General features: G+C 48.7%; 13 protein-coding genes. 10 read left to right on the forward strand and 3 right to left on the reverse strand.

Annotation, left to right across the window (positions count from 1 at the left end):
* Positions 1 to 143 precede the first annotated feature (143 nt).
* The 3 genes from metB to metF all read left to right on the forward strand — a co-directional run bounded on the left by metB (position 144) and on the right by metF (position 4,900).
* Positions 144 to 1,307 (forward strand): cystathionine gamma-synthase, encoded by a 1,164-nt coding sequence (gene metB / locus B5P39_RS00630; protein ID WP_176399844.1) that lies wholly within the window; start codon positions 144 to 146, stop codon positions 1,305 to 1,307.
* An 11-nt stretch (positions 1,308 to 1,318) separates the two neighbouring features.
* Positions 1,319 to 3,712 carry a bifunctional aspartate kinase/homoserine dehydrogenase II gene (locus B5P39_RS00635; RefSeq protein WP_088210073.1) on the forward strand — a complete coding sequence of 798 codons (2,394 nt, stop codon included), beginning with the start codon at positions 1,319 to 1,321 and terminating at the stop codon, positions 3,710 to 3,712.
* A 294-nt stretch (positions 3,713 to 4,006) separates the two neighbouring features.
* Positions 4,007 to 4,900, forward strand: coding sequence for a methylenetetrahydrofolate reductase (metF, locus tag B5P39_RS00640; RefSeq protein ID WP_088210074.1), 894 nt, complete (start codon positions 4,007 to 4,009; stop codon positions 4,898 to 4,900).
* A 59-nt stretch (positions 4,901 to 4,959) separates the two neighbouring features.
* Here metF and B5P39_RS24635 read toward each other — a convergent pair whose 3' ends face one another.
* Positions 4,960 to 5,100, reverse strand: a complete 141-nt coding sequence (locus B5P39_RS24635) for a hypothetical protein (RefSeq protein WP_176399831.1) — start codon at positions 5,098 to 5,100, stop codon at positions 4,960 to 4,962.
* Positions 5,101 to 5,261: 161 nt separating this feature from the next.
* Between B5P39_RS24635 and slyA the strand changes: the two genes are divergently transcribed.
* The 7 genes from slyA (at position 5,262) to B5P39_RS00675 (ending at position 11,797) form a co-directional block, all read left to right on the forward strand.
* On the forward strand, positions 5,262 to 5,735 hold the full coding sequence (gene slyA / locus B5P39_RS00645) for a transcriptional regulator SlyA (protein ID WP_086902296.1): 474 nt from the start codon (positions 5,262 to 5,264) through the stop codon (positions 5,733 to 5,735).
* Between the two features lie 8 nt (positions 5,736 to 5,743).
* A complete protein-coding gene (locus B5P39_RS00650; RefSeq protein ID WP_088210075.1) occupies positions 5,744 to 6,802 on the forward strand; it encodes an HlyD family secretion protein in 1,059 nt (352 codons plus the stop codon).
* A gap of 16 nt (positions 6,803 to 6,818) precedes the next feature.
* Positions 6,819 to 7,847: a DUF2955 domain-containing protein gene (locus B5P39_RS00655; RefSeq protein ID WP_011624164.1), complete on the forward strand. Its 1,029-nt coding sequence runs from the start codon at positions 6,819 to 6,821 to the stop codon at positions 7,845 to 7,847.
* A gap of 189 nt (positions 7,848 to 8,036) precedes the next feature.
* Positions 8,037 to 8,663 carry a c-type cytochrome gene (locus B5P39_RS00660; RefSeq protein WP_088210076.1) on the forward strand — a complete coding sequence of 209 codons (627 nt, stop codon included), beginning with the start codon at positions 8,037 to 8,039 and terminating at the stop codon, positions 8,661 to 8,663.
* A 10-nt stretch (positions 8,664 to 8,673) separates the two neighbouring features.
* On the forward strand, positions 8,674 to 9,729 hold the full coding sequence (locus tag B5P39_RS00665; RefSeq protein WP_088210077.1) for a c-type cytochrome: 1,056 nt from the start codon (positions 8,674 to 8,676) through the stop codon (positions 9,727 to 9,729).
* 970 nt (positions 9,730 to 10,699) lie between these two features.
* Positions 10,700 to 11,050 (forward strand): hypothetical protein, encoded by a 351-nt coding sequence (locus tag B5P39_RS00670; protein ID WP_140418318.1) that lies wholly within the window; start codon positions 10,700 to 10,702, stop codon positions 11,048 to 11,050.
* 333 nt (positions 11,051 to 11,383) lie between these two features.
* Entirely contained in the window at positions 11,384 to 11,797 is a 414-nt protein-coding gene (locus tag B5P39_RS00675) for a cysteine-rich CWC family protein (RefSeq protein WP_408733566.1), read from the forward strand.
* Between the two features lie 3 nt (positions 11,798 to 11,800).
* On the opposite strand, the gene B5P39_RS00680 is transcribed toward B5P39_RS00675, so the two are convergent.
* The gene (locus B5P39_RS00680; RefSeq protein ID WP_088210079.1) at positions 11,801 to 12,916 is read right to left on the reverse strand and encodes an energy transducer TonB; all 1,116 of its coding nucleotides are present in this window, start codon (positions 12,914 to 12,916) and stop codon (positions 11,801 to 11,803) included.
* A gap of 157 nt (positions 12,917 to 13,073) precedes the next feature.
* The gene (locus B5P39_RS00685) at positions 13,074 to 13,889 is read right to left on the reverse strand and encodes a hydratase (RefSeq protein WP_088210080.1); all 816 of its coding nucleotides are present in this window, start codon (positions 13,887 to 13,889) and stop codon (positions 13,074 to 13,076) included.
* Positions 13,890 to 13,939: the final 50 nt, after the last annotated feature.

The following is a 13,939-nucleotide window of genomic DNA, read 5'->3' on the forward strand; positions in this document are numbered from 1 at the left end:
TTAGTGATTGCAAACAGATTTCTTTATGTTTAGACGTCTAAACGTCTTAACGCCTATTGACGATGCCACTGGGCTTAGGTACATTTAGACGTCCAGACATCTCTTTGCGAACTTAGGAGTTCCCGATGACCGCAGGCAAATTAGTGACCGAACGTCAATTAGCCACATTAGCAGTGCGTCAGGGTATCGAAAGCGATACTCAGTATGGCGCTGTGGTGCCGCCAATTTACCTGTCGACGAATTACGCCTTCGATGGTCATAAAAATCCTCGCGAATTTGATTACAGCCGTTCCGGCAATCCTACCCGCAGCATCTTAGGTGATGCCCTAGCTAAGCTGGAAAAGGGCGCAACTGGTGTGGTGACTTGCACTGGCATGGCAGCCATTACTTTAGTGACTACGTTGCTCGGCCCCGATGATTTATTGGTGGTGCCCCACGATTGCTACGGCGGTTCGTACCGTTTATTCACTAACTTGGCTAAAAAGGGCCAATTTAAACTGCTGGTGGTCGATCAAACCGACGGCCAAGCGCTTGAGCAAGCGATTAGCCAGCAACCTAAGATGGTGTGGATTGAAACCCCCTCTAATCCTCTGCTGCGAGTCGTCGATATCGAAGCTATCGCCAAGGCGAGCCACGCCGTAGGTGCTTTAGTGGTGGTTGACAACACTTTCCTTTCGCCAATTTTGCAGCAACCGCTGTTACTCGGTGCCGATATCGTTATCCACTCCACCACTAAGTACATCAATGGTCACAGCGATGTGGTGGGCGGCGCGGTGATCGCCAAAGATCCTCAACTCGGTGAGACCTTACATTGGTGGTCGAACACCTTGGGCTTAACGGGTTCAGCTTTTGATAGTTATCAAACCCTGCGTGGTCTGCGTACCTTAGTCGTGCGTATTCGTGAGCACCAAAGCAATGCCCAGCGTATTGTGGATGTGCTGACAAGTAGCCCAGTGGTGAGCAAAGTGTATTACCCTGGCCTTGCGGAACACCCCGGCCATGCCATTGCCGCCAAGCAGCAAAAAGGCTTTGGCGCTATGCTGAGTTTTGAGCTTAAGGGCGGCGAGGCTGAAGTGGTCGCCTTTTTAGATGCCTTAAGTTTATTCAGCGTGGCCGAGAGCTTAGGTGGCGTTGAGAGTCTCGTGGCCGTGCCCGCGACTATGACACACAGGGCGATGGAGCCCCAAGCGCGTTATGAAGCTGGCATTAAAGACACCCTATTACGTTTGTCGGTTGGTATTGAAGATGCCGACGACTTAGTTGCAGATATTCAAGCAGGATTGGCCGCCGTCGCGGCTTGTCAGTAGAGGAATTCGAGATGGCACGTTGTCACTTACATAAATTTGGTGGTTCCAGCTTAGCCGATGCCGATTGTTATCGCCGAGTCGCCCATATTCTGTTAACCCATGGTCATAGTGATGATCTGGTGGTGGTGTCTGCCGCAGGTAAAACCACTAACTTTTTATATAAATTATTGTCCCTGCGCGATAGCAATCAATTATGGCAAGAAGAGTTACAAGTCCTTATCAGCTATCAGCAAGGTTTGATTGAGCAGCTGTTATCCAATGAGCAAGCGCGGGATCTGCGTGAGCGTTTAACCACGGATAAAGCCCAGTTAATCAGTCTGTTATCTTTAGATTCCCGTAACGATTACCAAATTAGCCATGTGGTGAGCTTTGGTGAACGTTGGTCGGCGCGTTTAATGGCGGCACTGCTGCGTGAATCGGGTGTGGCCGCAAGCCATGTGGATGCCTGCTCGATTCTTGTGGCCGACGAGGCCGCCGTACCGCAAATTCGTGTGCAAGAATCCCGCGCCAAAGTGCAAGCTTTACTGGCGGCGCATCCTAACGAGCGTTTAGTGATCACAGGTTTTATCTGTGCCAACGAGCGTGGCGATACCTTGCTATTGGGTCGCAATGGCTCTGACTTTAGCGCCAGCTTAATTGCTAGCCTTGCCGACATTGAGCGCGTAACCATTTGGACCGACGTTGAAGGGGTATTTAACGCCGATCCGAATAAGATCAACGATGCGAAATTACTCAAGAGCATGTCCCTCGCCGAAGCTGACCGCTTGGCACGTTTAGGTTCGCCTGTTTTACATTCACGCACTTTGCAGCCGCTGTTTAACACTGAGGTGAGCCTAGCCGTACGTTCAAGCTACGCCTCCCATACCGACTTTACCCTGATTGCTCCCCACAGCTCCTCGGCGAGTGCGCCTGTGGTGACTAACCTCAATGCCGTGGTGTTATTTGGCTTTAAGATCGCGGGCGATGTGGCTAGTCTGCTCGAGCAATTAGTCGAGGCAGGGCTAACGCCACTGGCCCATTGGGTATCGGCGCATCAACGACTCGAGCTTGCTTATACCGCTGAAAACCAAAAACAAGTACAAAAGTTATTGGATGCACAGGCCGAAGCCCTCGGCATTAAAGATCTGCAAATTAATACCGAACTCGGTTTAGTGGCGCTTGTGAGTGCCGATGCTGAGCATTATCGCCGCAGCTTTGCCCGTTTACTGAGCCGCGACGCTAAGCCCTTGTTCAGTGGTGACTTAAGTCTGGTGACCTTAGTGCCACAGTCGCAAGTTAATCTGCTGACGCAAAAAGTGCATCGCCGCTGCGCCGGTCCGCGTAAACGTATTGGCGTATTGCTGCTGGGTGTGGGCAATATTGGTGAGGCGTGGGTGAAGCTGTTTAAGTCAGTTTCTCCCTCGTTAAATCAAGAGCTTGAAGCGCGTGTCGAACTTGTCGGTTTGGTGAGTTCCAGCAAAGCCCTGATCAAGTCTACGGCTGTGGATTTGGAAAACTGGCAGCAGGAATTCGATGCCGAGGCAACACCTTGGCAATATGAGCACTTATTCGAACAATTAGAACAACTTAACTGCGACGAACTGATTGCATTAGACATCAGCGCCAGCGCCAGTTTGACCCTACAATACCCAGAGTTTTTCGAGCGTGGCATCCATATGGTCAGCGCGAACAAACTGGCGGGTTCTGGCCCGCTGCCGTTTTACCGCGAGCTGAAGGAACAACTTGGTTATCGCCGTCTATTCTGGCGTTATAACGCCAGCTGCGGCGCGGGTTTACCTATCCAGCATGCCTTAAACGATCTGCGTAACAGCGGCGATACGGTTGAGGCTGTCGGCGGGATTTTCTCTGGCACTCTTTGCTGGTTGTTTGAGAAATACGATACCAGTAAACCCTTCTCGGAATTAGTGGTTGAAGCGCGTGGTTTAGGCATTACCGAACCCGATCCCCGCGACGATCTTTCTGGCCGCGATATGCAGCGCAAGCTGCTGATTTTAGCCCGTGAAATCGGTCTTGAAATCGAGCTTGAGGATATTGAGCTGCGCTCCTTAGTGCCAGCCCATTTAGCGGATATTCCGCTGGAACAATTCCTCGCCCGTATCGGTGAGTTGGATGATGAATTGCAGCAACAATACGGCGCGGCGGCGGAGCAAAACAAGGTACTGAGATATGTCGCCTCCTTGGACAATAGCGGTGCGACCCTGAAAGCCGAGGTGGGATTACAGTGGATTGATGCGAATCATCCCTACGCTAACCTTACGCCTGGGGACAATGTGTTTGTGATCCGCTCTGCTTTCTACCAAGGTAATCCTCTGATTATCCGTGGACCGGGTGCGGGTCGTGAGGTAACTGCCGCGGCGGTGCAATCGGATCTGACGCAGATCTGTCGTGATCTACTGCAAGAATAGGAATAAACCCAGAGGGACTTAAATCTCGTATCTTCAGGTTGATTCGGCCCATATTCATAGATTTAAAGGACTCATTCGAGTCCTTTTTTGTTGGCTAAAATTAGGTCAAGGATCTAAGTGGCAAACAAGGGATAAGAAAATGCCAAAAAGGGGATTTTTTGGCTTGACTTAACCGCCAGTTTCTCTAGTATATGGACATATAGACGTCCAAACGTCCATATGGGTTAAACTACTGCATTTATAAGTCGTACCAGCGCGATGGAGCGTCGCACTCGGGCGGTTGAGGAAATACACATGGCTTTTCATCACGCACAACATTCACATTCGCTAAACCAAAGTTTGTCTGAACTTAATGGCGATATTAATGTTTCTTTTGAGTTTTTCCCGCCATCAACCCCCGAAATGGAACAGATCCTGTGGAACTCTATCCGCCGTTTAGAGCCGCTGAATCCTAAGTTTGTTTCAGTGACCTATGGTGCAAACTCGGGCGTGCGTGACCGCACCCACGGCGTGATTGAACGTATTCAAAAAGAAACCAATCTGGTTGCCGCGCCGCACTTAACCTTAGTGGATGCCAGCGACGAGGAATTGTTAGAGCTGGCGAAGCATTACTGGAAATCGGGGATCCGCGACATAGTGGCGCTGCGTGGCGATTTGCCTGCGGGCAGCCCAAAACCGACTCGCTTTGCGGCGGATTTAGTGCGCTTACTGCGCTCAGTGGCTGACTTTGATATTTCGGTCGCCGCTTACCCAGAAGTGCACCCAGATGCGGCTAACGCTCAGGCCGATTTGATTAACCTTAAGCGTAAAATCGATGCCGGTGCGAGCCGTGCTATTACCCAGTTTTTCTTCGATGTTGAGTCTTACCTGCGTTTTCGCGACCGCTGTGTTGCGGCAGGGATTGATGTCGAAATCGTCCCCGGCATTTTACCCGTGACTAACTTCACTCAGTTAAAACGCTTCGCGGGTATGACCAATGTGAGCCTGCCGAGCTGGCTGCATAAGCAATTTGATGGCCTAGAGAATGATGCGGGAACCCGTCAGCTGGTGGGGGCTAACGTGGCGATCGATATGGTCAAAGTGTTATCACGTGAAGGTGTTAAAGATTTCCACTTCTACACCCTCAACCGCGCAGAGCTGACCTATGCGATTTGCCATACCTTAGGGGTTCGCCCAAAGGCGGTATAACGCAGTCAACATCCATAAAAAACGCCGCTACTGAGCGGCGTTTTGTTTTTGGCTAATTACTAAATCCTAAATTGGGAGAGCAGAGTCGTTAAGCGCATTGAAAGCTGCGCCAGTTTATCCCCCGCCCGCGCGGTTTGCACTGAAGTTAAATTCGGAAAAATTGTTTTAATCTCATAGGTTAATGAGATTAATGTCACCATCCTCTGCGTTTCCCCCCATACAAAGCGATATAACTATTGCCGTTTCATACCGTTTTGCGGATTTCGTGGCAGCGTGCACAGATCTTTTTTTCGTGGCGAATATTTACTTAGCCTGCTAACTAAGTATAATGCTTAGCAGGCTAAGTAAATGGGTAAGCATGATGCAGAAAGAATTAGAGCGATTGAAGGAGTTATCCCTAGCAGAACATTTGGGCCGTTTGCACCGACTATGGCGCACCGTGGCGGATGTGGAATTAGCGCCACTCGGGTTAACTCATCCTCGCTGGACAGCATTGTGGAAGTTATTGCGTCTGGGCGACAACGTGAGCCAGAAGGTGTTGGCGGATGCACTAGAAATTGAATTGGCTTCTTTGATGCGCACCTTAGGGCAGCTTGAGGAGCAAGGTTTAGTAGAGCGTCACTGCTGCACTAAAGATAAGCGCGCCCGAATCGTATCGCTAACGCCCGCGGGAAAGGATGTATTAAAGCAGGTCGAAGCGCGGATTATTCAAGTGCGCGCTGAGTTGTTGGCAGGGATCAGCGCCAGCGAGCTTGGTGAGTTTGAACGCATCATTAGCCTAATCAGTGATAACGCCTTAGCCAAGTTGGCTAAGAGCACAGAAATTCTTGAGTGAGAAATAAGATGACACCGGATCAACAATTTGCCCGCCTCGTAAAAATCGCCATGCTCGGTTTTGTGGCTGTGTTTGGCTATTTTATGTTTGCCGACGCTATGATGCCCTTGACCCCACAGGCCATGGCAACCCGTGTGGTGACTAAGGTGACTCCGCAGATCAGCGGTAAGATTCAAACCATTAATGTGAAGAATAACCAAGTGGTCGCCAAGGGCGATTTACTGTTTCAAGTCGACCCCGCTCCCTTTGAGTTAGCCGTGTCTCAGGCCAAGTTGGCCCTAGAGCAAGTGCGTCAGGACAATGCCGAGTTAGATGCTTCGTTGCTAGCCGCCAAGGCGGAAGTGAATGCCAGTACCACTACGGCTCAACTTAAGCGCCGTGAAGCTAAACGTTTAGATGCGCTGTATGCCACCCATGGTGTGTCGCAGCAGCAACGGGATCAGGCCGATAGCGATGCGGATGCTGCCGAGGCGAATCTGTTAGCCGCTAATGCTCGCCTCGATAAACTCAAAGTGAGCCGTGGCCTCTATGGCGAAGAAAACCTCAGAGTGCGCCAAGCGAAAAATGCCTTAGAGCAAGCCGAGCTGAATCTGTCTTACACCCAAATCCGTGCCGACCAAGATGGGGTGGTGACTAACCTGCAACTCGAAGTGGGTAGTTTTGCCGCTGTGGGCCAGCCGCTACTCGCCTTAGTCTCTGATAAATTAGATATTATTGCCGACTTTCGTGAAAAGACCTTACGTGGCGTTAACGCATCTTATCCAGCATTAATCGCCTTCGATGGTGAGCCTGGCCGTTTATATCGCGCCCAAGTGAGCAGTGTCGACGCCGGTGTGAGTGCTGGGCAGTTTGATGCCAATGGCCGCTTAGCTGCGCCGCAGGAGTCGGACCGTTGGGTGCGTGATGCGCAGCGCTTAAGACTGCATTTAGTATTAGACGACAATGCGATGAACAACCTGCCAGCAGGTGCGCGTGCGACTGTGCAATTGCTGCCTGACAATACGCTGTTTAGCCTGCTAGCCAAGGTGCAGATTAAGGTCATTAGCCTGCTCCATTACATCTATTAATCTCAAGGCCATTCGCATGTTGTTACGCCACAACCCTTTAACTACCAATGATTTACGTCAGTGTTTGCGCATTGCCACTGGTGGCACCATTGGCTTTACCCTGTGTAAGCTCTTTGGGTGGAGTAATGGGGTGTTTTTTACGGTAACCCCAATGTTATTGCTGGGACTCGTCCCTGTGATGAGTGGCCATGCGATGCGGCAGTTACTGGCCTCATCGGCCATGGCGGGGCTTGAAGTCGGTCTGCTCGGAGGTTTCTTCGGTAGCCACCCCGGATTGATGACGCCGATTGTCTTTCTACTGTTTTTATATCGTTTTGCGGCTATGTCCCGCGGTAGCCTATTTCTGTTTGGCGCCAATGGCGTGCTGAGTTTAAGCATTATGCTGCACTTTGCCAGCTATCCGGGCACAGATCTCAATGACTTAATCTTCAGTAATTTCTGGGCGACGGGATTGTCTGTGGTTATCGCCTATCTGATGACGGCACTCTGGCCGGATGTCGAGCCTCGTCCAGCCTACAAACCCGGCCCTAAGGCGCCGCACCGTATGCGCCACGAGGCTTTACTCGGTGCCAGCATTGCCACGCTCTCTTTCTTAGTGTTTCAGATTTTCGATTTGCGTGATTCTATGTCGGCGCAGGCGACCACCTTGTTACTCCTGTTCCCTATGCATTGGAACGGGGCGCTAGATTATGCCCGCAAACGCGCGTTGGGCACTCTACTTGGGGTGTCGTTTGGGGTAATGGTGCAACTCTTCCTCTACGACTGGTCAGGATTGCTGATCCTGATTGTGCCGCTGCTGTGGATTGGGCTTATGTTGTTTGCCCAGGCCCATGTGAAAGAGGCGAGTGGTTCTGGTGTGGGGTTTGGTGCCATGACCACCCTAGGGATTTTGTTTGGCCAATACTTAACCCCTGGCAACGACCTGATTTTTAGTGCGCTGTACCGGGTGAGCAGTATTTTTGTGGCGATTGTTGCGACGTTATTCCTCTGTTATCTGCTTCATAAGTTATTGAATAGCTTTGAAGCGACTCGATTTGGTTATTAATAACTTAATATTAGATTTTTTTAATACTTGTTCAGTGGAGATTCGAGGAGTAAGGTACAAACTCGTTTAGTGTGGGCTAAACGTGTGAACGCAAAACTCAAATTATCTCTTTTTAACGACCTAGGTTTAGGACTTGGCTATGTACTTGAGCCGTTTAAGTTCTACTCAAGGTATGTTCAAGGATAGAAAATGAATATTAAAATTAGAACATTAGCTAAAGGCATCGCGCTGATTTACGGCTGTGCCTTGACCTCTGTAGCCATAGCCAATCCAACCGCAGTCCCGCCAGCGGGACAAATCTGCGTGACCTGTCACGGCGCCGAAGGCGAGGGCATTGAACCCCTCGGCCCCCGTCTAGCTGGACTCTCGAAAGAATATATCACCACCCAATTACAACATTTTCAGGCTGGTGTGCGCCAAAACGCGACCATGATGCCGATGGCGATGACATTGCAAGGTGACGGTATCGACCAAGTGGCGAGTTACTTCTCCGCCAAATCACCTAAGACTGAGGTCAAGCTGGTGATCCGTGGTGAGCAGGTGACCTTTAGCGACGATACCGCGCGCTTAGCCTATCAAGGCGATTGGTCTCGCGGCTTACCGGCCTGCGTGACTTGCCATGGCCCCTCGGGTTTAGGCGGAGGCTTGTTCCCTCGTTTAGCGGGTCAACAGGCCAGTTATATCAAGACGCAACTCTTGGCGTGGCAAGCTGGCACTCGCAAGGGAGATGTGGACGGCATGATGGCCAATGTGGCTAACAAGCTGACCGCCGCCGAGGTGGATGCCTTAGCGAACTACTTTGCGAATTTGAAATAAGGAGCCGGCCATGAAATCTTCTGCCATCTTACTATTGGCCGCAATGGGCGTGCTAACAACGCAAGTGCAGGCTGCGAATGAGTTACCCGATAAACAAGCGCCATTGCCTTCAGTCCCTAAAAACCCTGATCAAACCTATCTTACGCCTAGACCCTTAAGTGCGATTCCCGAAGGGGCCTTCGGCGATAAAGTACGCTTGGGTTATCAGTTATTTGTGAATACCCAGCAGCTGAGAGATAAGTATGTGGGTAACGAGCTAAACTGTGCCAACTGCCATATGGATGCGGGCCGTAAGGCGAATGCGTCACCGCTTTGGGGCGCCTATTTTGCGTATCCCGCGTATCGTAAAAAAGACGATAAAGTAAATACCTTTCAAGAAAGGGTACAAGGCTGTTTTAACTATTCCATGAATGGTAAAGCCCCCGCGGCGGGCAGCCCCGAGTTGGTCGCGCTATCGGCCTATGCCTACTGGTTAGGGATGAGTGGCTTGATGGATGCGGCTAACCTTGATGGCCCAGTACCAGAACTTAGCGATGCCGAATTGGTAAAAGGCGCCAAACGTGAGGATTTCCCGCTGCCAGACACGCTAGCCAAAGCCATGACTGTGGAGCAACGCGCAAATCTGCCTGGCCGTGGTTATCCTGAGATCCCCAAACCTGAACTTGCGTTCTCACCCGAGCGCGGCAAGGCCGTGTATACCGCCCACTGCCAAGCGTGCCATGGCGCCGATGGTCAAGGCCAAGCGATTGCGGGTGTTTACTCTCTGCCACCATTATGGGGTCCTAAGAGTTACAACTGGGGCGCAGGTATGCACAGGGTCAATACGGCCGCATTCTTTATTTATGAAAACATGCCCTTCGCTAAGAGTATTCAGCTGACTCACCAACAGGCTTGGGATGTTGCGGCTTACATTAACTCCCATGAACGGCCACAGGACCCCCGCAATAAGGGCGATGTGAAACAAGCGCAGGAGAAATACCATAACGACAACGATTACTACGGTGTCGAAGTCGATGGCAAAGTGCTTGGCACCGCCTCTTATCCGGTGTTTCCGAAAAAGTCTTAGTTGAGTCGCTTTGATTCACTGTTTGCGTGGTGAAATAAAGCGAGTGAATTAGTTACGCAGAAAGCCAGCAAGCATTTAGCTTTGCTGGCTTTTTTATTGGGTAAAATATGTTGGGGGATTTTACTTAAAGCTATTTAATATCAGAGTATTAGCCCCTATTGATTTAGCTTGTGAGCATCGGGTTAGTGTCAGCAGGCATGTCTCAGCATATAGGCTTGTCATGGCATTCGCTCACCGACTCGCAGCGAGTCCATCCGTGGATGCTCGACCGCCCCGTCCTTGGGGCGGACGGTCGTCTCGCTAATCACCATAACTCGCCTTTCGGGCATAAGTGTGGTCTGTTGGTTTCAAAACAGAGCTTGAATACATGAAACGTATCGAGGGAGTCGAACCCTCTCTACATTTTCTAAGAAGCTGATTTACGCTGGTTTTTAGTCAAAGGAAACAAACTCTTGTTACACCTTACTGTATTTTTCTATTGGAATGAAATATCAAGTTACTCATGCATGAAAGTTGTTCGTGTTCAAACAGCTTTCATGCACTAAGGCACTAAGCAGAAACAGGATGTATTTTTCTTAAATTCATTTAACATATTGAAAAATGAATTAATTTTCATTTACCTACAAGTAACTCAATTTCGGTAGATTTGAACGTCAAGTTCAGGTTGTAAAGAAGTTGGAACCCAGAGAAAAATGAAAAGAGAATGGTAGTAACGTATCCTATTCGAAAATGCTTAAAATTCAGAAAATGCTAAATCACAAACTATGGACTGGTAAGTCCTTACCTAGGGAGGGTATTGATACATATGTCTAAATTGCTCAATGATCATAAACTAACGGGGTTGTCCTCACTAAAACGACCGCACTGCATAAGGTTCCTGTCGAAACGTCATTATTTACCGAAGATGAGTATTTTTTCTCTTACGTTTTTATTGTTCTTTACTTTCGAAGCCTTAGCTAATGATACGCATATGCAGCTTGCATTGAAATTTGAAGATATGAGTAGTTCTTCAGATAAAGCGGCCTTAGTGGATAGCATGATGCCCTATATTCAGATGCAAACAGATGGCGATGAAGCAGAAGTGAAAAAAATTCGTAGCTATCTTATCCAATCCCTTCAATCTGAAGATTACAGAAAAATGAAGGCAAACATATATAAAAGGCAGTTTACAAAAGAAGAGCTTGAATTACTTATTGAATTGGTAACTAGCCCTGCTTATAAACTCTTAAATGCTAAGCGTAACGATATAGCTATTGATACCCAACAATCGCTGCTAATTTTTATACAAAATTCAATGCAACAATATGAAAAAGATAATTAACTCAAAACTGCTTAGTATTCTAGTAATGCTGTCCTTGCAACTATATTGACTAATAGTGTTATTGTCCGAGCTATCAGCATTTTCTTGTTCAATATGACAAGCTTTAGGTCAGTGAAAATCTGACCTAATCGAATTCACCATGTATGAATCTGTGAATACACTTGCCACAGCTTAGGAATGCGGCTTACTGAGCTAAATGAATACACCAAATATGGTTTCAGTTAGATACCACTTGATGAATACAGCTAATTAAGGCCAATAAAGACCTAGGTGTTTATTGGCACGCTGAATCGATATTAGTGCCTTGATGATGGAATGATTATTCCAACGTTAATGAAAAAACAATTATTATCTCTGCGTTATAACTCCGATGCCATAAGGATTACCGTGCCTCAGCCATTACCCGAACCTCAGCTCGATGCCGAGCAGTTGTGCCCTTTATGCCAAGGGGCGAATCAGTGTGCTATGACTCTTGGTGCAGATATCAGTGACTGTTGGTGCACTAAGCAGGCGTTTCCAAAGTTGACTCAATTACTATCTGGCGATTTGGCGGTAGGTTTATCGACAGGCGATGCAGCGGGGCTGAGTGCCGATAAGTTAGCACAACTATTATCGCAGCCAGCGATGGCTTGTATTTGTGAGACTTGTTTAAGCCGGATAAAGCTAGTGCTAACTGCTTCAGTTACTTCAGAAGATAAAAACAGCCCATCGGGATTAGGCGATGGGCTGGGATATGAGGTGAAATAGCGATTAAGACTTATCGGTGAAATAGTCTATACGCACAGTCGTTTGTGCTGGTACGGGCTTGCCATGTTCAAACTTAGGGGCATAGCGCCATTCTTCGATCATTTTCAGTGTGGATTTCTCAAATAGCACACCGCCTTTGGATTCGAGCACTTCAGGTTTTTTCACAAATCCCATCTCATCAACAGTGAAGTTAAGGGTCACGTAGCCGCTTTTACCTTGTATGAGGTAGGACTTGGGGTATTTGGGTGTCGTACGAAACAGCGGTTGTTGTTCCTGAGTGTCGGCCCATGGGCGCATCTTGCCGATGGCGATACAGTGGGCGGTGGACTCTTCGCGTTTTCCTTGGCGTTCATAAAGTTCGACTAAATAAGCGTGGGCACTTAAGGCGTAGGGATGGCTAAACTTAAGGGCTTCAAACTGCTTAACCACTTCTAACAGTAATGGAATCGCCTTGTCATCATGCTTTTCAGCATATTCAACTGCACCCACTATATAGGTAGCTTTGACTCTGTCTAGGGCATTTTCGGGCAGGATCTCTTTGTAAGTTTCATAGGCCTCGAAGGCATAGTCCCTTACCTGAGCCGTGTACAATCCTGTATTGGTGAGGCGATCAAAGGTTGCTATCTTTACATCGGCCAACAGCTTTTTATTTGCTGTTTTTTCAGCAATTTCAATAGCATTTTCAAAAAGCTCTTTCGCCACGGTCAGTTTAGGTGAGGTTTCCGCTGCGCCGAGTAGCGGGTCGATAAGCTCAGCTGCATGCTCGCCGTAATGCTTTTTATAATTGCTTAATGCGAGTTGATATAACTCATAGGCCTTGGCCGTTTTCGCCGCATTATCTCCCTCAAAGAGATTCGGCATAGCCACCTTTTTTAGCGCGCCAGCCCAGTTCATGGCGAGGTTCGCTAAATCGACACTGTCCTTGGCATATTGAGCTTCGCCCAATTCAAAGGCCCTTTTGGCACTGGCTTCTATTTGGGTGTCATCACCCTGTTTGAGTGCAGCTTGGTAGTCACTGTAGGCTTGGGAAAAAGTGTTTTCCGAGGCATTTAAGGGTAACGAAGTACTTAAGGCTAAGGCAAATAGACTTGCTAAAGGCAACATTTTTCCGTCTAACATCTTGTATATCCTTATATTTAGTTCTATCGGATAGTACAAATGTTTCACTCTTGATACAAGCTTGTTTTCGCTCTGTTGGTCTGCAGGGGATTGTAGAAGGTAAGCATTTGCCTACCTTCTTACTTTGCTTGCTAGCTTGGCACTCTTTAGGCTGTACTTATTTAGCCACAAACTGCAAGCCAAACTGGCCTAAGTCGCCGTAGTGGAATTGGCAGTGCTGATTGAGTGGCAAATCTAATACCCCCGCATAGGAGCCTGTGATCACATATTGCCCTCGGGTTAAGCCAATTCCTTGGGCAGATAAGAAGTTGACCAACCAATAAAGCCCAGCTTTAGGGAAACCATTTGGATGAACCGCGGCTTTTTGTAGCGTCTCACTTGCTTGCTGTCCGCTTGCGGCGATTTCAACATTTAGGTCGAAATGGCTTGTTTCTATCTCGGCTGGTGTAAGCAGCTCAGGCCCTAACCATAAACCTTGATTGACTAAGCCATCGGCGAGGGCGTCGAAGTGATTGGCTTCGCTTGGGTTTTGATAACGACTTTTGATAAGTTCTAAGGCTAGGCGCGTTTTACCGAGGGCTGCGTCGATTTCGGCTTCCGAATAAGGCGTGGCTCGTGGTGATAAATCGCTGCCAATTTCAAAAGCGAGCTCGGGCTCGACACGGGCAAGCCCTTTGCTCGAAGGATAAAGCGGACACTCGGCGGTTTCGACGTACACATCTTGTTGATAGATAGGCGCTACCACGGTTTTTTCTGCGGTTGGGAGTAGGCACTTCCACCCCGCAATCGGGTTGCCTTGGGCGCTAAACTGCTGCGCAATGGTTTGCTGGATGGCAAAGGCCTGAGGGAAATCTTTTGGTCTTAGCGCTTCTTCCAACAGCGCACCCGCTTCACCCTTGGCGCGTCGCTGGACGAGTTCTTGTGCCGCTGCGTTAATCGACTCAAGCTGTGTTTTAGCGTCGGTCTGTGACATGTGTAATCCTAACTAACTTATTTAAAAGGCTTATACAGAGTGGTTTATGC

It is taken from the genome of Shewanella sp. Shew256, from assembly GCF_002196695.1.
Classification (GTDB): domain Bacteria; phylum Pseudomonadota; class Gammaproteobacteria; order Enterobacterales; family Shewanellaceae; genus Shewanella; species Shewanella mangrovisoli.

Coding starts and splice junctions, on each gene's coding strand:
- B5P39_RS00655 (WP_011624164.1), top strand. CDS start 6,819: ATGTTGTTACGCCACAACCCTTTAACTACCAATGATTTACGTCAGTGT.
- B5P39_RS00660 (WP_088210076.1), top strand. CDS start 8,037: ATGAATATTAAAATTAGAACATTAGCTAAAGGCATCGCGCTGATTTAC.
- B5P39_RS00685 (WP_088210080.1), bottom strand. CDS start 13,889: ATGTCACAGACCGACGCTAAAACACAGCTTGAGTCGATTAACGCAGCG.
- B5P39_RS00635 (WP_088210073.1), top strand. CDS start 1,319: ATGGCACGTTGTCACTTACATAAATTTGGTGGTTCCAGCTTAGCCGAT.
- B5P39_RS00650 (WP_088210075.1), top strand. CDS start 5,744: ATGACACCGGATCAACAATTTGCCCGCCTCGTAAAAATCGCCATGCTC.
- B5P39_RS00670 (WP_140418318.1), top strand. CDS start 10,700: ATGCAGCTTGCATTGAAATTTGAAGATATGAGTAGTTCTTCAGATAAA.
- slyA (WP_086902296.1), top strand. CDS start 5,262: ATGCAGAAAGAATTAGAGCGATTGAAGGAGTTATCCCTAGCAGAACAT.
- B5P39_RS24635 (WP_176399831.1), bottom strand. CDS start 5,100: ATGGTGACATTAATCTCATTAACCTATGAGATTAAAACAATTTTTCCG.
- B5P39_RS00675 (WP_408733566.1), top strand. CDS start 11,384: ATGAAAAAACAATTATTATCTCTGCGTTATAACTCCGATGCCATAAGG.
- metF (WP_088210074.1), top strand. CDS start 4,007: ATGGCTTTTCATCACGCACAACATTCACATTCGCTAAACCAAAGTTTG.
- B5P39_RS00680 (WP_088210079.1), bottom strand. CDS start 12,916: ATGTTAGACGGAAAAATGTTGCCTTTAGCAAGTCTATTTGCCTTAGCC.
- B5P39_RS00665 (WP_088210077.1), top strand. CDS start 8,674: ATGAAATCTTCTGCCATCTTACTATTGGCCGCAATGGGCGTGCTAACA.